This window comes from Cellulophaga baltica, assembly GCF_900102165.1.
Classification (GTDB): domain Bacteria; phylum Bacteroidota; class Bacteroidia; order Flavobacteriales; family Flavobacteriaceae; genus Cellulophaga; species Cellulophaga baltica.
Window position 1 is genome coordinate 138,350 of the sequence record NZ_FNBD01000009.1, and the last position, 24,581, is coordinate 162,930.

Below are 24,581 nucleotides of genomic sequence, written 5' to 3' on the forward strand. Positions count from 1 at the left end.
CTATCTTTAGAAAATCGGATATTATCGAACTTTACACTTGTTAAATCTGAACGTGGAATTAACAAGCTTTAGAGTAATTTCAATCACCCATAATTCCGAATTAATGAAATATATCGTTTGTGAAAAACCAGGAGAATTTCTTTTAAAAGAAAAAGAAGCACCTGTTAGAAAAGAGAATGAAGCCTTGCTTAAAATAAAAAAAGTAGGAATTTGTGGTACAGATTTACATGCTTATGGAGGCAATCAAGCTTTTTTTACATACCCGCGAATTTTAGGCCATGAGTTGGCTTCAGAAGTAGTGGAGATTGGAGCAAATGACCGTGGAATTAAAGCAGGAGATAAGGTGGTAGTAATGCCTTATATCAGTTGTGGAAAATGTATAGCCTGCCGTAACGGTAAAACAAATTGCTGTACAAATATACGTGTGTTAGGGGTGCATAGTGATGGAGGAATGCAAGAGATGATTACAGTTCCTACCAATATTTTATTACTAGCCAATAATTTATCTGATGATCAGATGGCTATAGTAGAGCCTCTGGCTATTGGAGCGCACGCTATACGAAGAGCTCAGATAACTCCAGGAGAAACCGTAGCAGTAGTTGGTTGTGGTCCTATCGGAATTGGAATAATGAAATTAGCGCAAATTGCAGGAGCAAAAGTAATTGCGCTAGATATGAATGAACAACGTTTACAATATGTTAAAGATAAAATTGGCGTAGATTACGTGGTAAATGTAGCAAATGATCCTGTGGCAAAAATCACTGAAATTACAAATGGAGATTTATGTACTGCAGTTTTTGATGCTTCGGGTCACAAAGGGGCTTTAGAAATGTGTCCGTCGTACATGTCTCATGGAGGTAGGTTTATTTTAGTAGGTTTATCTAAAGGTGAACTTACCTATACACACCCGGCAATACATGCAAAAGAAATGACCCTAATGTGCAGTAGAAATGCAACAACCGAAGATTTTGAACATGTTATTAATGTTTTGGATCAATTTCCAACGGCATCATTTATAACACATTCCGTTCCCTTTACAGAAATGATTGAAAATTTTGATAGTTGGTTAAAACCAGAAACAGGCGTAATTAAAGCCACTGTAAATTTTAGTTAAATAGATGCAAAAAAGCTATGTTCAAATAGATTCAAAAGACAACATTATTGTTGCGATTACAAACCTAAAAGAGGGCTTAGTAGCTTCCGTTGCAGGAACGGAAGTTATTTTAAAAGAACCTATTAAGCAGAAACATAAATTTGCGCTTTATGATTTTAGCGTAGGCGATGAGCTATTTATGTATGGCGTTTTAATAGGTAGAGCAATCAAAGAAATTCTTTCGGGTACCGCTATTACTGTTGATAATGTTAAACATGCATCGGCAACATTTAGTGATACTAAAGAGCAGTTCGTTTGGGAACCTCCAGACATTACTAAATTTAAGAATAGCACTTTTAATGGGTACCATAGAAAAGATACTAAAGTAGGTACCGCCAATTACTGGTTAGTAATTCCATTAACTTTTTGTGAAAATAGAAATATAGATGTTCTCGAGGCTGCGCTTTCTGAAAAATTAGGATATCAAACTAAAAAAGATTTTGCAGTAGATACCGATGCCTTAATCCGTAAGTATAAAGCAGGTGCTTCTAAAGAAAACCTTTTGAATACGCCAATAATAGCTACCCATGAGGAAATGGCTAAGAATAGAGTGTTTCCTAATGTAGATGGTATAAAATTTTTGAAGCATGACGGTGGTTGTGGCGGCATTAGACAAGACTCTGAAACGCTTTGCAAGTTATTAGCCGGATATATTGCGAATCCGAATGTTGCGGGGGCTACAATTTTAAGTCTTGGATGCCAAAATGCACAAATATCCATGTTGCATAATGCGTTAAAAACGTTAAATATAGATGGTGATAAGCCTGTACATTATTTAGAGCAACAAGGAAGTTTAAGTGAAAGACATTTTATAGAAGAAGCAGTAAAAGTTACATTTTTAGGGTTAATAGAAGCCAATGAGATAGAAAGAAAACCAGCACCGTTAAGTAAGTTGGTGTTAGGATTAGAGTGTGGTGGTTCTGATGGTTTTTCAGGAATATCTGCTAATCCAGCATTGGGGTATGCTTCAGATTTATTGGTAGCCTTAGGCGGTAGTCCTGTATTGGCGGAGTTCCCAGAACTGAATGGGGTAGAACAAGAAATGATTAACCGTTGTGCCACAGAAAAAGACGCGAAAAAGTTCTATAACTTAATGCGTGCCTATTCTGCTGCTGCAGTAGCGGTTGGTTCTGGTTTTGAAAATAATCCATCACCAGGAAATATAAAAGATGGTTTGATAACAGATGCCATGAAATCTGCCGGAGCAGCTAAAAAAGGAGGAACTTCTCCTGTTGTAGCGGTTTTAGATTATACGGAACAGGTGACCAAACCAGGGTTAAATTTACTGTGTACTCCGGGCAATGATGTGGAGTCTACTACAGGTTTAGTAGGGTCTGGGTGCAATATTGTAGTATTTACTACAGGTTTAGGGACGCCAACGGGAAACCCTGTAGCACCTGTATTAAAAATGTCTAGTAATACAAATTTGTACGAACGTATGAACGATATTATTGATATCAACGCAGGTACTGTAATTAGCGGAGAAGATACCATAGCGACTATGGGTGAAAAAATATTAGAACATATTATAAAAGTAGCAAGCGGTGAGCTTGCATCAAAAGCCGTACTACATGGGAATAACGACTTTATTCCTTGGAAAAGAGGAGTCTCTTTATAAATTATTTTTCAGTTTAAAGAAAAGTAAACGCACGATGATAGTAGAAAAAAAGGCAGTGAAAATGAAAATATTAGATAGAACTACAGCAAATAAACCAATTACTCACCCAGTGAAAGTACTGCAATTTGGAGGAGGAAATTTTTTAAGAGCCTTTTGTGATTGGATGTTTGATGTTTTAAATAAAACTACTGATTTTAATGGGAGTGTTGTGGTGGTCAAGCCAACAGAACGTGGCGACTACACAGCGCTAAGAGCACAAGATGGTTTGTTTCATGTAGCGTTAGATGGGGTCCGTAATGGTGCATTAGTTTCGGAAGTAACCCTAGTAGAATCTGTGAGTGATGTTATTCAGCCTTATACAGAATGGGATAAATACCTGCAATTAGCAGAGCAACCAGAAATGCGGTTTATTGTTTCTAATACGACAGAGGCCGGAATAAAATTTTCTGAGAATGATAAACAAACTGATTTTCCTCCGCATGAATTCCCAGCAAAATTAACACTATGGTTGTACCACCGATTTAATTTTTTTAACGGTGCCGTAGATAAAGGCTGCATTTTATTACCCTGTGAACTGATTGAAAATAATGGAGAGGCATTAAAAAGCACAATCCTTCAATATTCCAAACATTGGAAGTTAGAAAAAGAGTTTGCGACTTGGTTAGAAAAATATAACTACTTCTGTAGCACTTTAGTAGATCGGATAGTTTCTGGTTTTCCTGAAGATCGTAAAGAAGCAATTGAAAAACAAATAGGTTTTAAAGATGAGTTATTGGTAGCTGGTGAAGATTACCATAGTTGGGTCATCAAAGCACCATCTTTAGTAAAGGCAGAGCTACCTTTTGCACAAACAAATTTAAATGTGCAGTTTGTAGAAGATTTATCGGCATATAGAGAAATGAAAGTGCGTATTTTAAACGGAGCACATACTTCTTTGGTGCCTGTAGGCTATTTAGCAGGCTTACGTACGGTAAAAGAGAGCATGGATGATACTGCAGTTTGTAATCATGTGATGCAAGTACTTTCTACCGAAATAAAACCTACACTTAATAATTTTTCTACAGCAGAAATAGATGCATTTATAAATGCCGTTATAGATCGTTTTAAGAACCCAACATTAAAACATTTCCTAATTGCAATTTCGCTGAATAGTACCTCTAAATTTCAAGCGCGTTTGCTACCTGCTTTTATAGAGTATACACAGCTGAAGGGCGTTTTTCCAAAAAGAATAGCCTTCTCTTTAGCTTGTATGATACGCTTTTATAAAGGAGATTTTAAAGGCGATAAAATAGCAGTGAATGATGATGAAAATGTTCTAGACTTCTTTAGTCAAGAATGGGGAAAGGTGACCAAAGAGGAGCAAACTATAGATGATTTAGTGCAGAATGTACTTTCTAATAGTGCTATTGTGGGAACAGATCTGAGCCAGTATCCTGGTTTGGTAAAGTATATTTCAGAAGTCTTATTAGCAATAGATAAAAAAGGAGTAAAAGTGTGTTTAAGCACCTTGTAAGTTAGAGATATGATTATAGATTCACATCAACATTTTTGGAAATACGAACCAAAAAAACATAGTTGGATAGACGATGACATGGCCGTAATCAGAAAAGATTTTATGCCAGCAAGTCTTAAGAAAACATATTTTGAAAACGGTATAGCGGGTTGTGTAGCCGTTGAAGCAAACCAAAGTACAATGGAAACCGATTTTCTAATGGATTTGGCTTCTAAGAACGATTTTATAAAAGGAATTGTGGGTTGGGTAGACTTTAGAGCCGATGATATTGAAGAGGTGTTAAAACATTACCATCAATTTCCTATTGTTAAAGGGTTTCGCCATGTAGTGCAAGGAGAGGCAGATCACAATTTTTTATTGAGACCCGATTTTTTAAACGGAATTTCAAAATTAGAGCCGTATCATTTTACGTATGATATTCTTGTATTTCCTCATCAATTAGGAGCTGTTTTAGAGTTTGTGAAAAAGTTTCCGAAAATCAATTTTGTTATAGATCATATCGCAAAGCCGTATATCAAAGATGGTTTTTTTGAAGGTTGGGCAGTGCTTATGGAGGCTATCGGAAAAGAGCCTAATGTGTTTTGTAAACTCTCAGGGATGATTACGGAAGCAGATTATAATACATGGAAGCCAGAGCAATTACAACCCTATATGCAATGGGTGTTAGATGCTTTTGGAGCCGATAAGTTGCTTTTTGGCTCTGATTGGCCGGTATGTTTAGTGGCAGGAAATTATCAAAGGGTAAAAGAAATAGTGACCAATTTTATTGCGCACTTACCAGAGGATGATCAGGCCAAAATTATGGGCTTGAATGCCATAAAGTTTTACAATTTATAAAATATAGCAGATGGATTTAAAGTTAAAAGATAAGATCATTGTAGTCACTGGTGCTGCAGGTATAAAAGGTAGCATTGGAGAAACTATTGTTCAACATTTAGCTGCAGAAGGTGCAATTCCAGTTATTGTTTGCCGTAATGATAGAGGGTTTGGCTACGAGAAAGAATTACAGGACAAAGGGATTGATGCGTTGTTTGTGAAAACAGATTTATCGGATGCCGTTCAGATTGAAGCAGCAGTAAGAAAAATAGAAAATAAATACGGTAAAATCGATGCGCTCATTAATAATGTAGGTGTAAATGATGGTGCAGGTTTAGATGCTTCTATTGATGATTTTATGTACTCTTTAAAGCTAAATATGGTAAGTTATTTTGCAATGACGAAATACTGCCTTCCAATGTTGAAAAAAACAAAAGGAAATATTCTAAATATAGGTTCTAAAGTTGCGCTTACGGGGCAAGGAGGAACGTCTGGCTATGCAGCTTCTAAAGGAGGTGTTTTTGGTCTAACTCGCGAGTGGGCTGTAGATTTAATAAAATTCGGAATTCGGTCCAATGCCATAGTTATTGCAGAAAGTTGGACTCCCGCCTATGATGCTTGGATAAAAACCTTAGAAAACGGCCAAGAAAAATTGAATGCTATTGTAAAGAAAATTCCTTTAGAAAATAGAATGACCATGCCTGCGGAAATTGCAGATCAATGTTTGTTTACCATCTCAGAGAAATCATCACATACTACAGGACAATTTATAACTGTAGATGGCGGATACGTTCATTTGGATAGATCACTACTCACAGAATAAGATTAAAAGACATTTGTGTTATTATTTAAGACGCTTATCGCCTTGAAGCACCCTTGTCATTTCTATTTTTGATTTTAAAATTAATCAATCCACATATGAGTCAATCTAAAAATACGCCAGTTGTAAAACGAGAGTTATTATTTCCTTTTATTATCATTACTTCTTTATTTGCATTATGGGGTATTGCCAATGATTTAACGAATCCTATGGTTTCTGCATTTAAAAAAGTGATGCCGGAACTATCTAATATGCAAGCTTCTTTAGTGCAATTTGCATTTTATTTTGGATACTTTTTTATGGCCTTACCAGCAGCGTTATTTATCAGAAAATACAGTTATAAAGCTGGAATAATTTTAGGCTTAACATTATATGCTATTGGCGCTTTCTTGTTTTATCCAGCTGCAGCTTTTCAAGAATTTAATTATTTTTTAATATCACTTTGGGTAATTACCTGCGGGTTGGCATTTTTAGAAACAACTTCTAATCCCTTAATTTTATCCTTAGGAGATAAAGAAACGGCAACGCAACGTTTAAATTTAGCCCAGGCTTTTAATCCTATAGGCTCTTTAATAGGGATGATTGTTGCGCAACAGTTTGTTATCTCTGCATTGCGTTCCGATGATAAAAATGAAGCAGGAGAATTGGTGTATGACACCCTATCTACCAGTGCAAAAGCTGTGGTGAGAGAAAATGACTTAAGTGTAATTAGTGTTCCTTATATTATTTTAGGTCTAGTGGTGTTGGCTATTATGGGAGTCATCTTATTTACTAAAATACCTAAAACAGTAGCTGCTGATAAGATGTCGCTCTCAGCGTCGTTTCAAAAATTGTTCGCCAATAAAAATTACCTTTTTGGGGTAGTGGCACAAGCATTTTATGTAGGAGCTCAAATTATGTGTTGGACGTATATTTTTCAATATGTAGATAATATCAATGAAAGTTTACCAGAAGATCAGGCATTAACGGCAACGTGGTATAATGTAGCAGCTATGATTATATTTTTATCAGGAAGATGGATAGGTACAGCTTTAATGAAAACCATGAATCCGTCTAAGGTTCTAATGTTATTTGGACTTGGAGGAGTTATTTTTTCTGCAGGAGCCATTTTATTGCCAGGAGAAATAGGCTTGTATTCACTAGTAGGAATCTCATTATTTATGTCCATTATGTTTCCAACAATTTATGGCATCGCCTTAAAAGATATGGGCGATGAAGCAAAGATTGGTTCTGCAGGTTTAGTAATGGCCATTGTAGGAGGTGCTTTAATGCCCGTTTTACAAGGAGGAATATTAGATTGGGGTGGCCCTGGTTTTTCAGATGTACAGGTTTTAGGATTTATTCCTGAAGTTAATTTTTCCTTTATTTTACCACTCATCTGTTTGGTTGTTGTGACAATCTACGGTTATGTAACTTTTAATACAGCAAAAAAATAGAACTAATGAGTATAAAGAGATATTGTTATTCTTGCGATCTGAAAGATGATTCTAAATTAATAGCGGAATATAAAGCCTATCATGCGGAAGGAAAAGCTTGGCCAGAAATTACAAAAAGCATTAAAGATGCAGGTATTGTAGACATGCAAATTTATTTAACAGGAAATAGAATGTTTATGATCATGGAAGTAAATGATGCTTTTAATCCTGATAAAAAAGCAGCAATGGATGCTCAAAATCCAAAAGTGCAGGAATGGGAAAATCTCATGTGGGATTATCAGCAAGAATTACCATGGGCAGAAAAAGGCGAAAAATGGATTGCATTAGATAAGATTTTCCAATTGTAAGATATTGTTGGTTTTAGTGTTAAATAGTTTAGAGTTTAGGAGTTTTATATAAAACTCCTAAACTCTTTTTTTTAGTTCAGTTTTTGTCTAGTGGTACCGTTCGCGGTATGATTTATTTTTTGAGATCTTCAGTTATAAAATTTAAGTGATGAAAAATAAAATAACCACCATGGGCAATGCTTTTAGAGTTTTGATGATAAGTATATTTCTGGGGAGTTGCTCTAGCCAACATCAAAGTGCATCTAATGAGCCTTTAGGTGAAGAAAAAACAGTATTGGATGATGTAAGTGCTCCTGAAAGTACGGATGTAGCATTTTTACCAAATGCAGGAGCAGGAAAAACATGGACTATACAAGCTAAGGTGTCTAACGAGTTTAATGATACAGAAGGAAAGCAGTCCGAAAAGTTTTCTGAAGATTGGCATGACGGATTTTTTAATGGTTGGACAGGTCCAGGTATTACAAAGTATACCGCAGCACAATCGTCAATAGAAGATGGGGAATTACTATTTAAGGCAACTATTGATAACGGAATTATCAAAACCGGTTGTATTACGTCTAAGGCAAAGGCGACTTATCCTTTATATATGGAAGTACGTGTTAAGCTCAGCGAATCTGTTCTTTCTTCTGTTGTATGGATGCTTAGTGATGATTCTACGGAGGAGATAGATAATTTAGAAGCCTTTGGAGCTAAAAGCAATGATTATTTCTCAAAACGATTGCATTTGAGTCATCATGTATTTATTCGAGAACCGTTTCAAGATTATCAACCAACAGGTACTGAAACTTGGTATGCGGATAGTAAAAATACTATTTGGTCAGAAGATTATCATAAGTATGGAGTACTATGGGAGAACCCTTGGAATTTATCTTATTATGTTGATGGCGTTCTAGTTCGTAAAACACCCATTGCAGAAATAGACCCTGAGAGGTATACCGATGGTATGGGTTTAACTAAACCAATGCATATGATTATTAGCGCCGCAGCCCAGTCCTGGAGAGAAACTCAAGGAATAAATTTTTTAACAGACCCTACGGTAACTAATGAAGAAAAAACAGTCATGAAAGTAGATTGGATTCGGGTTTACAAACCGGAATAAGAAGCAATAAGAAAGCCAAATCAAAAATGATTTGGCTTTTTTTAAATAATGTTTTTAAGGTAGGATTATGCTAAACTATTGCTGTAAGCAACAATGACGATACCTATTACCATACAGCTTAAACCAACATATAAGAATTTGCGTGCCTTCGGCGAAGCTTTAACCCATTCCTTGGTGATAATACCACTGATAATAGCTGTTACCACACAAGAGGTATTAAATATGGCGTAACCAACCGTATTTCCTGAAGCACCTAATTTATAGGCTGCAAATGCGAATAGGGCAGATGCGGCATAATGAAAGAAAGCCATGACGAGTATAAGTACAAAGTTTTTACCAAAAGCAGGTGTTTTAAAATCTCCCCATGCCTTTTTTGTAGTCAGTTGCCAAAGAAAATAGGCTGTCATTACTAGACCACCACTAATAAAAATAGGAAACATTACCGCAACGGCTGTTATCCATTCCGCATTTCCTGCAGCCTGACTAGCTTCATGTAAATAGGGTCTACCTGCTGCATTGGCATAACTGAATCCTGTGGCGAGTAAACCACCGATAACCGCAATTAAAATACCTGTAGCCATAGAACCTTTTTGTTCCTTATTTTCATGATTGGCCTTTTCAACTTTTTCACGAATAAAGCCTGCTTTTCCATTAGCAAATATTCCTATTAAAACAACAAAGAGTCCTAGTAGAATGGTTGTTAGTTTGTTGGTAGGAGGTAAGCCATCTTCAATAAATGGTAAGACGGAACCTACTAATATTATGGTACCGATAAAAAGAGAGAAACCTAAAGAAAGACCAATATGATTAATGGCTTTACTCCACATCATAACCCCGACGCCCCATAGAAAACTAGTTAGACCCATTTTTATCCAAATATCTGTAGGCATATTGCCAAATATGGAAACAAACCCATCAATTAAAGTAACCGATGCAATGATGGGTACCACAAACATGGTGAGTAAAAAGAATAAACTCCAAGTGTTTTCATACTTAAAGCCCTTGGTAAACTTTTCAGGTAAGGCATAAAGTCCAAGCATTAGTCCGGCAAAAATTGCCAGTAAAACTCCTTCTGTCATAATTGGTTATTTTTTGAGTTAATTAATTATCGTTAAAATGAAAATTTGAATACCGTCGTGCTCGTGAAATTTTCGCCAGCTTTGGTAATCGATTTAGGAGAACCTTCAATATTAGGCCCATTAGGATATCGATGTGTTTCGCAACAGAATCCTCTATATTTTCCATATTGAATTCCGTTTTCTCTTTTCAAATCATCTGAAGTATATTTTCCCGTATACAAAAGCATACAGGGCTCTGTCGAATAAACATCTAAACGTACTAGTTTCTGACTATCAACAATGGAAGCTACTTTCTTAAGGGCTTCTTCTTCATTAAAAACATAAAAATGTTCAAAGCCATCATTTAGGGCTTCGTGAACAGCTCCAATACGTTTTTCTTCTCGTAAGTCATCAGGTTGCCCTTCTACATTGACTATTTTTCCCGTAGCGGCACCAGTTTCATCTAATGCTAAACGCTTGTTGGTATGCACTTGAGCGGTATGGTTTTCAATGCTCTCAGAGAAGCCTGATAAATTAAAATAGGTGTGGTTAGTGAGCGATAAAGGAGTATCTTCATCTGGAGTGGCTAAGTATTGAATTTTTAGCTCATTATGATCGGTCAACGTAAAAGAAACACTTAATTTTACGTTTCCAGGAAAGCCTTCTTCCATAGCTTTACTTTGCAAAGACATCGTAATAGAAGCTGCATCAGCATCTTTGGTGGTAACACTCCAAATTCTCTTATCAAAACCAACAACGCCACCATGTAAATTGTTAGGCCCACAATTATCTGCTAAATCGTAGGTTTTACCATTTAGACTAAACTTCGCATCTTTTATTTGAGAGCAATATCGGCCCACCGTAGCTCCAAAATAAGGGGAGTTATTTTTGTATGCTTCAGAGAAATAGCCTTCTAAGGAATCAAAACCACATACAATTTCTTTCAGTTCCCCTTGAGCATCGGGTAGTTGTATAGAGGTGATAGTAGCTCCGTAGTTGGTAATTTTCACTACCATACCTTTGGCATTTTTTAAAGTAAATAATGCTACTTTCTTATCTTCTATAACTCCGAAATCACTTTTTATCACGTTCATACGATTATTTTATTGTTGATATGGTGCTAGTTTTTCCCAGTTAAAAACCACCCCTGTTCCAGGCTCGTTAGAAGCTACTGCACGGTAATTTTCTACTACGAGTGGTCTGGTGGTATATGCATCAATAGGGAAACTATGAACTTCCAACCATCCCGCATTTGGTTGCGCGGATACTAAACTCACATGTAGTTCTTGCATACCATGCGAGCATGCCGGTATGCCGTGCTTGTCTGCTAAACGTGCGGCTTTAAGCCAACCCGTAACTCCGCCACAATTAGAAGCATCTGGCTGAATAAAGGATAATTTTGCTTGATCAAAAGCATATTCAAATTCATGAATAGTATGCAGGTTTTCTCCCATAGCTAATGGGAATCCCGTTTTCTCCGCTATTTCCGCAAACCCTTTATAGTCATCGGGAATAATAGGTTCTTCAAACCAAGTGATGTCATATTGTTTGAAACCTTCAATGGCTCTAATTGCTTTTTCTATAGACATAGAATAATTGGCATCTACCATAAAGGTTACATCAGGACCAATAAATTCTCTTACCGCTTTTATACGTTCTAAATCTTCTTCTAAATTTTCTCTTCCTATTTTTATTTTAACAGCGTTAAAGCCATTTGCTAAATAGGTTTTTATATTATTTAAAAGCTTAGGTATCGGGAATTGTAAATCTATTCCTCCACAATATGCTTTACACGTATTATCTGCACCACCAGCCATTTTCCATAGCGGAAGTGCTGCTTTTTTACATTTAATATCCCAAAGCGCAATATCAATTGTAGATATAGCAAAAGAAGCTATCCCGCCACGACCAACGTAGTGAATATGCCACTCCATAAAATCATAGATACCGTCTATATCTGTACCATCTTTACCTAGAAGAACCGCTGCGAAATCATGATCTATCATTGCTTTAATGGCATGACCACCTTTTCCTCCGGTATACGTATAACCGGTTCCTTCACTACCATCTTCCAAAGTAATGGTGGTGGTAATTAATTCAAAATGGGTATGGTCACCATGTTTGGCATCATTCAATACTTCTGGTAAGGGTACTTTATATAGTTTTGAAATGATACTCTTTATTGCTGTGCTCATTTTATCGTAATTATTTGCTACTTTAATTTAATTGAAATTTCAACAGGAATAGCAGCACCAAGGTCTTGACTTCTCTTACTTGGTAAGGCGTTACTGAAGATAATTTTATAATTTCCTTTCATCCATGACTTTACGCCCTCTTGGTTTATTTGCATAAAATCATCCGCAGAAAGATTGAATTGGATTTTTTTTGTTTCTCCGCCATTTAATTCAATTCTTTTAAATGCTTTTAAAGAATACATGGGTAAGTAATCTGCAATGTCTAAAGGTACGAGGTATGCCTGAACAACTTCTTGAAGCTTCATAGCACCGGTGTTTTTGACATCAACAGTGATGTGTACTGATTGTTTTCTTTTTAAGGTAGCGGTACTTGCAGAGGCATTGTTAAATTTTGTTTTAGCGTAAGAAAGACCAAAGCCAAACGGATACATGGGTTCTTTGGTCATATATTTATAGGTTCTTCCTGTCATGCTATAAGAATCAAAAGGAGGTAGTTGTGCTACGTTTTTCGGGAATGTAATAGGTAAGTGACCAGATGGCGCAACATCTCCAAAAAGAACATCGGCAACGGCATTACCACCTTGCTCACCCGGATACCACATTAAAACGATAGCATCTACTAAAGGTTCTATTTCTTCTAAAGAAACCGGACTCCCAGTACCTAAAACTAAAATTAACGGTCCTACTTTATTTTCGCTAATTTCCTTGATATACTCTATTTGACTTTGTGGAAGTCTTAGGTCTTTTCGATCACCTTTGTTTTCTGAAGCAATGGCATCTACTTCTTCTCCTTCAATCTCATTAGATATGCCAACCACAAGAATAGTAGCATCTGTAGTTTTAGCCACTTTTGGTGCCCAATTTAATGGGTTTAAATTTTTCTGAAAAGGCAAAACACCGAGTCTGTACTCTAAGGAAGTACCTAGAGAAATTTTTTCGGAAACACCTTCTAAGACGGTGACCATATTGGGAGACATGCCATAGTAGTTGGCTAATAAAATATCTGTTGACGCCGCAAATGGTCCTGTTACATAAAGAGATTTTATATTTTTATCTAAGGGTAATGTATTATTATCATTTTTAAGTAATACGATAGACTGTTGTGCTGTCGTTCTAGCAAGTTCTTTGTTTTTTTTAGAATTGATGACTTCCGTGCCAATGAGGTTGTATGGGTTGCTTTCTTCTTTATCAAAGAAGCCTAGTTTAAACCGAATTAGGAATAGTTTTTTTAAGCGTTCATCAATTAATTCTTCGGTAATTAAACCTTGGTCTAATGCTTTTGTTAGGTTATTATATATCCATCCACAATTTAAATTTACTCCTGCAAGTAGTGCTAAAGCAGCAGCTTCTTCGGCAGTTTTAGCTCTTTTATGCCCTTGATAAATATCACCCAATGCACCACAATCGGAAACAATATACCCGTTAAAACCCCATTCTTTTTTTAGAATATCATCCAGTAGAAATTTACTGCTATTTACAGGCTCCCCATAAACGGCATTATAAGCCCCCATGATACCTTGTACATTAGCTTCTTTGACTAAGGCTTCAAAAGCAGGAAGGTAGGTTTCATTTAAATCTAATTTAGAAGGGCTGGCATTAAATGAATGGCGCAAAGCTTCGGGGCCAGAGTGCACAGCAAAATGCTTAGCACATGCTGTAGATTTGAAATATTTATGATTATCACCCTGCAAGCCTTCAACAAAAGCTACACCAATTTTTGAAGTTAAAAAAGGATCTTCACCATAGGTTTCCTGACCGCGACCCCATCGTGGATCTCTGAAAATATTTATGTTAGGAGACCAATAGGTTAAACCAGCATACAAACCTCGGTTACCAATAGATTTTGAAACTTGAAATTTAGCTCTTCCTTCGTCAGATATGGCGCTTGCTACTTGTTTTATTAAAGATGGATTAAAAGTTGCACCCATGGCAATACCTTGAGGGAAAATGGTAGCTTTTCCATTACGGGCAACACCGTGAAGTGCTTCATTCCACCAATTGTATTCGGGTATTCCTAAGCGCTCAATTTTAGGAGACGCTGATAAAAATTGACCACATTTTTCAGCAATGGTCATTTCCTTAATTAATGCATCTACTCGCTCTTCAAAAGCAATAGTTTCATCAAACCATTCAAAATTATTTTGAGCATAACCTTGAGAGATTACGCTAAAAAGAATTAAAAAAAATAAGGACTTTTTGTTCATTTTTATAAATAAAATAATTGGGCTTGTAGTTCTATAATACAAACCCAATTCATACAAATTAATTATGCTTTATGTCTAATGTAAAAAGTTTTCTTTTCCATGTATTGTTCAAAACCATACTTGCCATCTTCACCACCAGAACCCGATAATTTATATCCATTATGGAACCCTTGGTGCTGCTCTCCATGGCCACGGTTTACATAGATTTCACCATATTCTAATTCATCATTACACTTCATGATGGTATTCATGTCATTGGTGAAAACCATTGCCGCCAAACCATATTCACAGTCGTTTGCATACCCAATGACTTCGTCAAAGGTTTTGAATTTTAAAACCGGTAGAATAGGCCCAAATGATTCTTCGTGAACAATAGTCATATCTTGAGTCACATTCGTTAAGACGGTAGGCTCAAACCAAAACCCTTTTTCAAACTCGGCACCTTCCGGTCTTTTACCTCCTGTGGCAACGGTTGCACCTTCTTGAATACTTACCGCTACTAGGTGCTCCATGTGCTTTAATTCTGCGGCATTTACTTTAGGTCCCATATCTGTATCTTCCAACATAGGGTCTCCAACTTTTATAGCTTTTGTTTTGGCTATGAATTTTTCCATAAACGCATCATAAATGCCTTCATGTAAATACATTCTTTCGTTACAGGTGCATACTTGTCCGCAATTATCAAAACGAGAATGTAAAGCGGCATCTACAGCAGCATCAATATCGGCATCTTCAAAAACGATAAAAGGTGCTTTACCTCCTAACTCTAATTGAACATGAGTTAAGTTTTGAGCAGCATTACGTGCTATTTGTTGGCCAACGGGTGTAGAGCCAGTCATGGTGACCATTTTGCAAATAGGACTTTCTACTAAGGCATTCCCCATGGCTCTACCTGGTCCTGTAAGAATATTGATAACTCCTGCAGGAATACCTACTTTGTTTGCTAAATTTCCTAATTCTAAAGTTGCCAAAGGCGTTTCAGAAGTTGGTTTAATTACAATCGAATTTCCAGCAACTAAAGCTGGTCCCAATTTACGACCTGCTAACGCCAGTGGGAAATTCCAAGCCGTAATAGCAACTACGACTCCACGAGGAACTTTTTGAATCCATATTTGTTCGTTCGGATTATCAGAAGGAATTATATCTCCTTCAATTCTACGTGCACCTTCGCAAGCATATCTGATAAATGAAGCTGTAACAGCTACTTCAAACCGAGCTACTTTAAAAAGTTTCCCTTGTTCTTTAGTTAACAATTCTGCTAAATATTCCGTATTTGCATCAATTTCATCGGCTAACTTATATAACAAATCTGCTCTACTTCTAGCAGGTAATTTTTTCCATTCTTTTTGAGCTTTATCTGCAAATTGAAGTGTTTCTATAGCTTCTTCGGCAGTACCGTTTTGCACACGTGCTACAATCTCTCCATTGGAAGGGCTAATGATATCTATAGTTTCTCCTGATGTTGAGGTTCTCCATTCTCCGTTTATAAAAAGCTTGTATTCTTGTATTGATGACATAGTTTATGGTATTATTGTTTTGTATTCGTTTTTCTATAAGCATCCATTCGGTCGGCAGCTTTTCCTTCAAATTCTCTCCGTAATTGCCAAAGAGGTCTTTCTAGGGTCAGTTCCCAAGAAAATAACTGTTTGTAAAGTTCTTTTACTTTTTCAGGATATTGGCCTGCCAAATCATTGATTTCTGATTCGTCTTCTTTTAAGTTGTACAATTCTGCAGGTCTGTCTGGAAAGCGTAGTAGTTTCCAATCCTGATTTCTAATGGCTCCTCTGTTTTCTTTTTTCCAGTAGAGAAAATCGTGTGGACTTTCTGCGTTTTCTCCTTTTAAATATGGAAAAAGATTTACGCCGTCTAATCCTTCAATCGCAGAACTATTTCCACTAGCTGCGGATAAAAAAGTAGGGAAAAGATCTAAGGTGCTAATAGGATAGTTGTAATTTTTATTTTTTTGTAATTGTTTGGGCCAAGACATTAAAAAAGGCACTCTAATTCCGCCTTCTAAATGATTTGCTTTGGTACCACTTAACGGACTATTGTCAGAATCATTCGCGTCTGATGGGCCGCCATTGTCATTGGTAAAAACAATTAGTGTGTTTTTTGAAAGCCCTTGTTTGTCCAGTTCTTTTAGGACTGTACCAATAGCACGATCCATGGCCAACGTCATTGCTGCCAATGTTTTCCGTTTTCCTTTTAACTGAGGAAACTGTTCTAAATCTTCAGCAGTAGCTTCCATAGGAGTATGCACTGCATTAAAAGATAAATAGATAAAAAATGGATTTTCTTTATTTCTGTTGATGAATGAAATAGCTTCATGAGCCAGTTCATCTGTAAGATACCCTTCATGTTCTAAGAAGTTACCAAACCCTCGTTCTAGTCGGTCTTCGTTTCTGCTTAAAAGATTAGAATCATCATAAGGCATATAACTGCGAGCACCACCTCTAAATCCATAGAATTCATCAAAGCCACGTTTTGTGGGATGAAAACGATCTGCATTCCCTTGATGCCATTTTCCAAAGAGTGCGGTTTTATAACCTAGATCCTGCAGATAATCGGCAATCGTAATTTGGTCTAAAGGCAAACCCATTTCATCGCCTATGATACCAGAAGTACTCATATAACCAGGAACATTGTTTTCTTCAAAACCGAATTTTTGTTGGTATTTCCCGGTTAATATTCCGGCTCTGGAAGGGCCGCAAACAGCAGCACTTACATACGCTTGAGAAAATTTAATACTTTTTTTAGCAAGCTTGTCTAATTCGGGTGTTTTAAATTCTTTGCTTCCTTGAAAGCCAAAATCAGCATAACCCGCATCATCGGATAAAATAAACACAATATTTGGTTGCTGCTGAGCAGTTAAAAAACTCACCTTAAAAAAGCCTAGCAGAATTATTATTATTTTTATGTACCGATGATGCATTGTATACCTTTTTTTTGAATTTATCTACCCATCCAACCCCCGTCTACAAGGGTAATTGATCCATGCATGTAGTCTGATGCTTTAGAGCACAAGAAAACTATAGGTCCTGCAAAATCTTTAGGTTCTCCCCATCTACCTGCTGGTATACGAGATAGAATAGATTTAGAGCGTTCAGGATCATTACGCAATGCTTCTGTATTGTCTGTAGAAATATATCCTGGGGCAATGCCATTAACATTGACACCCTTGCTAGCCCATTCATTAGCGAATGCCATAATCATTTGGCCAATTGCACCTTTACTCGCGGCATATCCAGGTACGGTAATTCCTCCTTGATATGTTAATAATGAAGCCGTAAATACTATTTTTCCAGAGCCACGGGCAATCATATCTTTACCTATTTCCCGAGTTAAAATAAATTGCGCGTTCTGGTTTACTTCAATAACTTTATCCCACATATCATCTGGGTGTTCAGCAGCAGGAGTTCTTAAGATGGTACCTGCATTGTTAACCAAAATATCTATGGTAGGATGGTTTTCTTTTACCTTCGCTATAAAATTATAAAGGGCTTTTCTATCTGAAAAATCGCATTGGAAAGCGCTAAACTTACGTCCAAGTGCACTAACTTCTTTCTCTACGGCACTACCACTAGCTTCTAATGATGCCGAGACCCCGATTATATCTGCACCTGCTTCTGCAAGCGCTAAAGCCATTCCTTTTCCAATTCCTCTTTTACAGCCCGTTACTAGGGCCACTTTGCCTTTTAGGCTAAAACTATCTAATATGCTCATTGTTTGTGTGTTATAATTGGCAATCCATTAATACTTTTAAGCCGTCAGGATTGTTATCTATGTTTTCAAAAACTTGTTGAATGTTCGTTAAAGGCTGCACATCTGTAATCATTTGTTCAAATGGCAATTCATTTGCGGTGATCAGTTCAATGGCTTTTTCATAATCTTCTTTTTCGTATACACGAGCCCCTATTAAGCTTAGCTCTTTCCAGAAAAATTTAAATAGATCTACTGGTTTTTTCTCTCCATGGATGGCTACCATTAAAATTCTTCCTCGAATACCTGCTACTTCACACATCACATCTAAGGCAGGCTGCACACCAGCTACTTCAAAAACCACATCTGCACGTCTGTTTTCTGTCTTACTTTTTACATATTCAACTAAATCTAATTCAAGCGGACTTACGGCATCAAATCCTAATTCTTTTGCTTTTGCAATACGTTTAGGATTTACTTCAGATATTATTACTTGTGCACCTACTTCTTTAGCGACCATTGCTACTAATAAGCCAATAGGACCGCCGCCTAAAACTACAGCAGTTTCTCCTTTTACTAAACCACTTCTGCGCACATCATGTGTGGCAACAGATAGGGGTTCTATTAAGGCTGCTAATTTCAAATCGGTCTCCGCTTTTAATTTGTGAAGTACAAAGGCAGGAACGTTCCAATACTGCTGCATTGATCCTGGGCTATCTATGCCAATAAATTTTAATTCTTCACAGATGTGATTAAAACCTTTGTCAGAAGCCTTTACTTTTCTATCATCTAAGGGGCGTACCACTACTTTTTCCCCAACGGAAAAGCCAGTAACACCTGTGCCTACTGCATCAATAGTACCAGACATCTCATGTCCTATAGTTTGTGGCATAGCAACGCGCTTATCCATCATACCGTGGTAAATGTGCACATCAGTGCCACAAACACCTGAATACGCTACTTTAATTCGAACTTCTCCATTGCTAGGTTGTTCAATTTCTTTGTCTATAACTGTAAAGGTTTTATTGCCTTCGTATATGGTTGCTTTCATTAAATTTATTGTTTCAAATAATAAACTAGTTTCACATTTGAAACAAATATACAATTATTTATAAAACAACAAGCGTTTAAAAATGCATAGATCGTAGCTAAATTGTTAAAATTTAGGATGATGTTGTCAGGCCTTTTAAAATAGCTTTAAGATAAAACTGATTTAAAAAGATTAGATTTTGAAAATAAGAGCCAATAAGTTTGGCTTAAGAAGTTTGCTTATTGAGAGATATAGCCCAATTTGGTAGAGATATCTAAAGCATATTGCGCTATGATTTTTCCTTTCGAATCAAATTCTTCATGGGGTAATCTACCATGAGGAGCGGTTATCCAAAGTGCAGCAACAGGGTAACCAGATTCATTATATATCGGGGCTCCAATACAATGAATACCTTGAATGTCCTCGCCATTATCAATAGCGTAGCCTTTTTGTTTTACATCAAGTAAGGTTTTTTTAAACTCCTTTTTTGAGGTAATCGTGTTTTTGGTAAATTTTGTAAGCGTTATTTTCTTGAGAATATCATCACAATCTTCTTGAGGCATGTTGGCTAGTATAGATTTTCCACCAACAGAACTATGTAGACTAAATTGGGTGCCTTGTTCTACAAATAATTTTACAGGATAAGAGGAAGAGACTTGTTCTAGAATTGTTCCTTTATCGCCTAAAAGTATACCTAGCATTACAGATTCTTTTAATTCATCTCTCAGGGCGCGCATTACATCAATAGACATTTCAACGATGCTTTGTTCTGTCATTGCAGAAATACCTAAGGTGAGCATTTTCCGAGAAAGGGTAATTTTTTTTGTGGTCTCGTTTTTCTGAAGGTAATTTTTAAAGATAAGCGTGCTTACCACTCTAAATGCAGATGTTTTGGTAAGCGCTAAGGTTTCTGTAATCTCCGCTAAGGTTAATCCGTTTTTTTTAGTGGCTAATAATTCGATGACGAGTAACCCTCGTTCTAAATTAGGAACATTGTATTCAGATTTTAAATCGGTCTTAGGCTTATTCATCGAGAAACATTTGAAATACAAAATTACTATTATTTAGCTAATTACAAGGCGTCAAAAAAAAAGAGGAACACTGTTAAATTTGTTCCTCTTGATTTACTAATGCTTGAAGCTATTTAGATTTCTCTCCTTTTGCTGCATGCGTAGTTTTTCTAGCAGAGGTAAAGCTCATGATGCTTTGGTAATCACTATTGTTATAAATATGCGATAATCCCCATCGTAAGATTTCTGTAGGTTCTTTTTCGTTATCTGCCGTTCTATTTAAGCCTATGGCATGTGCAGAAACACCAGGAATGACTGACATGATTTCAAAATTAACACCGTCTGGCGCCCATTGTATCGTGTTTTTCTCAGGACCGTCTGTTGTAATTAAGGCTGCAATTCCATCATTATAAGGCCATACACAAATTTCATGACCACTGTTGCTAATAGGATTGTAAGGCGATTTTACGTAAGGTCCTAATGGGTTATCTGCAATAGCGACTCCATGGCGAATTTGTCTTCCTCCGAAAGTAATCTTTTCTCCCATTTGCTCTCCTTTATAGTATAAATAGAATTTTCCTTTGTAAGGAATAATACAAGGGTCATGTACTTTATGACTATCAAAATCTCCTTTTTTCTCTACTAAGAATCTATTTTGTTCTTCCCCTTTCCAAATGCCATTATCTGCCGGACTTAAAATAGGTTCCTCGCTTTTTATCCAAGGACCGTTTGGCGATTCTGACCACGCTAAGCCAACTTGATTTTTAACTCGTACATTGTAAGGCGATTTTACGGTTTGATAGCATAAGTAATATTTGTTCTCATACTTCATGATTTCTACAGTAAATACAGAACGGTCATCATAAGCACCTTTTTCTCCTCTAGGAACTGCTAACCCTTCTTCTTTCCAAGTTTCTCCGTCTTCAGAGGTGGCATACCAGATATCACAACGATCCCAAGGAAAAACCTTGTCGTTTTCTATATCCCCAGCAAAACCTTGAGAAGGTCCTATACTCTTACTATACCAAACATAAAATTTTCCGTTTTCTTTAATTACGGCACTAGGATCTCTTCTAACCACACCTTCTTCATAGGCTAAATCTCCTTTTAAAGGTTGAAGGTTGGAGAATTCTACAAACCATTCGTTACCCAAACCTTCGGGCCATTGCAAAGCTCGTTTAGACGCGGCACTTAGTGAATCTTTATTGGTGATACCTAATTCGTCCATTTGTGCATTAGTGATGGTTGTTTTTTGTTCTTCCATACCTGTTTCTTTTTCAGAGTTTTTAGATTCATCACATGCTGTGAATGCTAAGATACACGCTAGTGCTACTAATTTTATATTGTTTTTTTTCATTTTGCTATTAGTTATTTGGTTGAACTGTAATTTCTATTTCGGTACTCTTAAGTGTGGATGAACTTGCTTTAATTAGAATGGGAACTGTGCTATTTTTTATAGATTGAATAATTAATAAAGCGCGGCCTTTATCTGTAGTGATTTCTTCGCTTTTAAAATCTTGAATGTTCGTGATAGCGCCATTATCTACTCCTAATACTTTAGCGCCACCACTAACACTAAAGTTTATTTTTTGATTTTCAGTTTTAATAGCGTTTCCGTTTTTATCTGTAATTTGTAGGATGATATGGGCAGTATCATATCCATTAGCTTTTAATTGTTTCTTATCAGTAGACAATGTTAGTGCTTCAGGATTGCTTGTTGTTTTTAAAAACGTTTCAACTTTTTGCCCATCTTTTAGGCCAACAGCTTTTAATGATCCTTTTTGAAAAAGTACTCCCCATTTATAGATGTGATCTTCAAATTCAGTTAACTTTTTTATTCCTAAAGATTGCTCATTTAAAAAGAGTTCTACCTCCTCACAATTAGAATAGATTTCCACAATGGTGGCTTGACCATCTTCATAGTTCCAATGCTCATTTACATCTTGCCATACCCAAAGTGCATTTTTCCATGCACCTTCTTTCTTTTCTATAGGATTTGCGTTATGGGAAGATTTGTAGTTCGATTTTTCTTCTGTTTGTGTCGCAATGTATATAGAGGGGGCATCATTCCATAAAGACTTAAACATATAGTAAGAAGGTTTCTCAAAGCCTGCAACATCTAAGAGTCCGCTTGGTGTTCCTTTTTTAGGCCATCCACCATTAGATTCCCCTAAATAGTCAATTCCAGTCCATAAAAAGGTGCCTGAAATAAACGGCCGGTCTAATACTGCTTTCCATTCATGCCATTGTCCTAAATTTTCAGTTCCCATGATAGGCTTGTTAGGATAATTCTCATGGCCGTAATCATAAATAACCCTACGATAGCTAAAACCAATAATATCTAACGCATCGGCATAACCAGATTCATAACTAGAAGAAGGTAAAATACAATTAGCAATAACATAGCGCGTAGTATCTAATTCTTTGGTCCATTTTGCTAATTTTTGTGCAGTAGCGCCAATATCATACTTCTCTTTAGGAAGAGTTTTTATTTTTTCTTTTATTTCATCAATATTGTTAGGAGGTACAGACCAAAAATAGTTTCCACTCCAATCCATATTATTAAAGAAACCCGTAGCTTCTGCATTTCTAGGGTAGGTCCATTCTATTTCATTACCTATACTCCATTGAAAGATAGAGGGATGATTTCGGTGCGAAAGGATTGTATTTTTTAAATCTGTTTCGGCCCATTCCTGAAAATGCTCAGCATTACCTCGCGTAATGTAATCCACACTACGCTCATTCATATTTTTTCGTTTATCCTTTGGATTGTCCCATTCGTCAAAGAATTCATCTTGAACCAAAAAGCCCATTTCATCACATAGATCTAAGAATTCATTAGAGGCAGGGTTATGAGAAATTCTTATGGCATTGCAACCTGCTTCTTTTAATTTTTCTAAGCGCCTTCTCCATACATCTTTTGGTACTGCAGCACCTACCAAGCCGCCATCATGGTGCAAACAAACTCCTTTTATTTTTCTGTTTTTACCGTTTAAATAAAACCCGGTACTTGCATCAAATTTTATACTTCGTATGCCAAATACCGTTTCTTCTGTATCTATAATTTCACCATTTTCTATCACTTTAGTAATGGCTGTATATAGATGAGGTTGGTCTACATCCCATAACATGGGTTGTTCTATAGTTAGCACAGCAGTATTTTTTTTAATGCTTGATTTTCCGACATCCAGAGTGGAAGTTATGCTGCCAACTTTAGTTAGATTGGCATCTATTATTTCAGTAGTAACGGTTATATTTTTTGCTTCCTCGTAGTTGTTTTTAATACTAGTATCAATCCGTATGGTGGCAGATTCTTTAGTAGCCTTAGGGGTCGTAATAAAGGTTCCCCAGACCGATATATGTAATTTATTTTTGGTAATTAAATTTACATTCCTGTAAATTCCAGATCCTGTATACCATCTACTATCAGCATATCTTGTGCGATCTACGGTAACATTTACCGTATTTGTTTCATTATTTAATTTGTTGGTGATGTCATAATAAAAAGGAGCATAGCCATAAGGGTGCTTTCCTAGCTCCTGATTGTTTAAATGTACGGTGGCATTATTGTATACCCCGTCAAAAATAAGATAGGCCACTTGGTTGTCATTTAGATTCAGAGTAAAATCTTTTTTATAATGCCCAATACCTCCTAAAAAATACCCTGTAGCGCCTTCTCCTTTTATGGAGTCTAATGGAGTTTCAATGCTCCAATCATGGGGTAAATTAATTTTTCTCCAATCTGTATCATAGGTATTGGATACAGAATCTTCTAGTTTAAATTGCCAATCAAAATTAAAATCTGTTGTAAGATTTTGAGACATTTTACTTTGACAGCTTGTGACTAAAATTGAAATAAAGGCAAGAATAGTGATGATATATTTCATAAGGGTGATATGCTTTATTACTAGCTATTTTTTAACTGATTTTTATTTTTATAAAACGTTATCCAACTAAACATGAACTTTTAAACTGTGCTACACTATTGTTACTTTTATAGTTTTAAATCTGATTTTTGCTTTAGTAGTACCTCTTTACTTTATAAGTAATGTTTTGTGCTATATTTCTGTTGGATAGTGCTATTTGATAATATTGGGCATCAAAAATTTATAATATCATAAAAAATACCAACAAACGATGTCTCATTGATAATCACGCAAATATCAAGTTATTAAAGGATTTAAAGATATCATCTAACTAGACAAAAACTCAACAGACATTAATTTGTGCTAGTTTTAAAAACATTTGAACTAGACATTGTGTAGACTTCCCCTTCTTAGGACACCTCTAATTTCGATAAATAATTATTATTTAGGTCAGATTTGATGAAGAATTTAAATTCTTCATCAAATCTGGGCATGAATTCTTTAGGTGATATATTACCTAAAGATTTATGCGGGTGATTAAAATTATAGTCTTCTCTCCAGTTGTCGCTTATTTTTTGAAGTTGATAAATGTCATTGAAATAATAGGCATCTAATATATCCTCCCTAAAGAAACGGTTAAATCGTTCTATATATCCATTTTGCATTGGCTTTCCCGGTTGTGTATATTTAATTTCTATAAAGTTCTTTTTACACCAG

General features: G+C 36.2%; 20 protein-coding genes. 8 read left to right on the forward strand and 12 right to left on the reverse strand.

The window, feature by feature from the left end; genetic code table 11:
* Positions 1 to 103: 103 nt before the first annotated feature.
* The 8 genes from BLQ19_RS15735 (at position 104) to BLQ19_RS15770 (ending at position 8,802) form a co-directional block, all read left to right on the forward strand.
* Complete coding sequence (locus tag BLQ19_RS15735) at positions 104 to 1,114, forward strand: zinc-binding alcohol dehydrogenase family protein (RefSeq protein WP_074538977.1); 1,011 nt, start codon at positions 104 to 106, stop codon at positions 1,112 to 1,114.
* Between the two features lie 4 nt (positions 1,115 to 1,118).
* A complete protein-coding gene (locus BLQ19_RS15740; RefSeq protein ID WP_074538978.1) occupies positions 1,119 to 2,771 on the forward strand; it encodes a UxaA family hydrolase in 1,653 nt (550 codons plus the stop codon).
* Between the two features lie 61 nt (positions 2,772 to 2,832).
* Positions 2,833 to 4,284, forward strand: a complete 1,452-nt coding sequence (locus BLQ19_RS15745; protein WP_074538990.1) for a tagaturonate reductase — start codon at positions 2,833 to 2,835, stop codon at positions 4,282 to 4,284.
* A gap of 9 nt (positions 4,285 to 4,293) precedes the next feature.
* Positions 4,294 to 5,121 carry an amidohydrolase family protein gene (locus BLQ19_RS15750; RefSeq protein ID WP_024481436.1) on the forward strand — a complete coding sequence of 276 codons (828 nt, stop codon included), beginning with the start codon at positions 4,294 to 4,296 and terminating at the stop codon, positions 5,119 to 5,121.
* A 10-nt stretch (positions 5,122 to 5,131) separates the two neighbouring features.
* On the forward strand, positions 5,132 to 5,923 hold the full coding sequence (locus BLQ19_RS15755) for an SDR family oxidoreductase (protein ID WP_025615660.1): 792 nt from the start codon (positions 5,132 to 5,134) through the stop codon (positions 5,921 to 5,923).
* Positions 5,924 to 6,018: 95 nt separating this feature from the next.
* Positions 6,019 to 7,356, forward strand: a complete 1,338-nt coding sequence (gene fucP, locus BLQ19_RS15760) for an L-fucose:H+ symporter permease (protein WP_074538979.1) — start codon at positions 6,019 to 6,021, stop codon at positions 7,354 to 7,356.
* Between the two features lie 5 nt (positions 7,357 to 7,361).
* Positions 7,362 to 7,703 carry an L-rhamnose mutarotase gene (locus BLQ19_RS15765; protein WP_025615658.1) on the forward strand — a complete coding sequence of 114 codons (342 nt, stop codon included), beginning with the start codon at positions 7,362 to 7,364 and terminating at the stop codon, positions 7,701 to 7,703.
* Between the two features lie 148 nt (positions 7,704 to 7,851).
* Positions 7,852 to 8,802, forward strand: coding sequence for a family 16 glycosylhydrolase (locus BLQ19_RS15770; protein WP_083332264.1), 951 nt, complete (start codon positions 7,852 to 7,854; stop codon positions 8,800 to 8,802).
* Positions 8,803 to 8,867: 65 nt separating this feature from the next.
* Here the strand turns inward: BLQ19_RS15770 and BLQ19_RS15775 are convergent, their stop codons facing one another.
* From BLQ19_RS15775 to BLQ19_RS15830, 12 genes are all read right to left on the reverse strand, one after another.
* Positions 8,868 to 9,881, reverse strand: a complete 1,014-nt coding sequence (locus BLQ19_RS15775) for an L-rhamnose/proton symporter RhaT (protein ID WP_029446858.1) — start codon at positions 9,879 to 9,881, stop codon at positions 8,868 to 8,870.
* A gap of 32 nt (positions 9,882 to 9,913) precedes the next feature.
* Positions 9,914 to 10,954 (reverse strand): aldose epimerase family protein, encoded by a 1,041-nt coding sequence (locus BLQ19_RS15780; protein WP_074538980.1) that lies wholly within the window; start codon positions 10,952 to 10,954, stop codon positions 9,914 to 9,916.
* A gap of 9 nt (positions 10,955 to 10,963) precedes the next feature.
* A complete protein-coding gene (locus BLQ19_RS15785) occupies positions 10,964 to 12,055 on the reverse strand; it encodes a mandelate racemase/muconate lactonizing enzyme family protein (RefSeq protein ID WP_074538981.1) in 1,092 nt (363 codons plus the stop codon).
* A 17-nt stretch (positions 12,056 to 12,072) separates the two neighbouring features.
* Positions 12,073 to 14,259 (reverse strand): glycoside hydrolase family 3 C-terminal domain-containing protein, encoded by a 2,187-nt coding sequence (locus BLQ19_RS15790; protein WP_074538982.1) that lies wholly within the window; start codon positions 14,257 to 14,259, stop codon positions 12,073 to 12,075.
* Positions 14,260 to 14,321: 62 nt separating this feature from the next.
* Positions 14,322 to 15,776, reverse strand: a complete 1,455-nt coding sequence (gene aldA / locus BLQ19_RS15795) for an aldehyde dehydrogenase (RefSeq protein WP_074538983.1) — start codon at positions 15,774 to 15,776, stop codon at positions 14,322 to 14,324.
* Between the two features lie 11 nt (positions 15,777 to 15,787).
* The gene (locus tag BLQ19_RS15800; RefSeq protein ID WP_074538984.1) at positions 15,788 to 17,191 is read right to left on the reverse strand and encodes a sulfatase; all 1,404 of its coding nucleotides are present in this window, start codon (positions 17,189 to 17,191) and stop codon (positions 15,788 to 15,790) included.
* 20 nt (positions 17,192 to 17,211) lie between these two features.
* Positions 17,212 to 17,976, reverse strand: coding sequence for an SDR family NAD(P)-dependent oxidoreductase (locus tag BLQ19_RS15805; protein WP_175444441.1), 765 nt, complete (start codon positions 17,974 to 17,976; stop codon positions 17,212 to 17,214).
* A 16-nt stretch (positions 17,977 to 17,992) separates the two neighbouring features.
* Positions 17,993 to 19,009, reverse strand: coding sequence for a (R,R)-butanediol dehydrogenase (locus BLQ19_RS15810; protein WP_024481425.1), 1,017 nt, complete (start codon positions 19,007 to 19,009; stop codon positions 17,993 to 17,995).
* A gap of 218 nt (positions 19,010 to 19,227) precedes the next feature.
* Positions 19,228 to 20,019, reverse strand: a complete 792-nt coding sequence (locus BLQ19_RS15815) for an IclR family transcriptional regulator (RefSeq protein WP_024481424.1) — start codon at positions 20,017 to 20,019, stop codon at positions 19,228 to 19,230.
* A gap of 109 nt (positions 20,020 to 20,128) precedes the next feature.
* Complete coding sequence (locus BLQ19_RS15820) at positions 20,129 to 21,355, reverse strand: glycoside hydrolase family 117 protein (protein WP_074538985.1); 1,227 nt, start codon at positions 21,353 to 21,355, stop codon at positions 20,129 to 20,131.
* Between the two features lie 7 nt (positions 21,356 to 21,362).
* On the reverse strand, positions 21,363 to 23,885 hold the full coding sequence (locus tag BLQ19_RS15825) for a glycoside hydrolase family 2 TIM barrel-domain containing protein (protein ID WP_074538986.1): 2,523 nt from the start codon (positions 23,883 to 23,885) through the stop codon (positions 21,363 to 21,365).
* A 389-nt stretch (positions 23,886 to 24,274) separates the two neighbouring features.
* The coding region (locus BLQ19_RS15830) for an integrase core domain-containing protein (RefSeq protein WP_139150272.1) at positions 24,275 to 24,581 on the reverse strand (307 nt) is incomplete at its 5' end.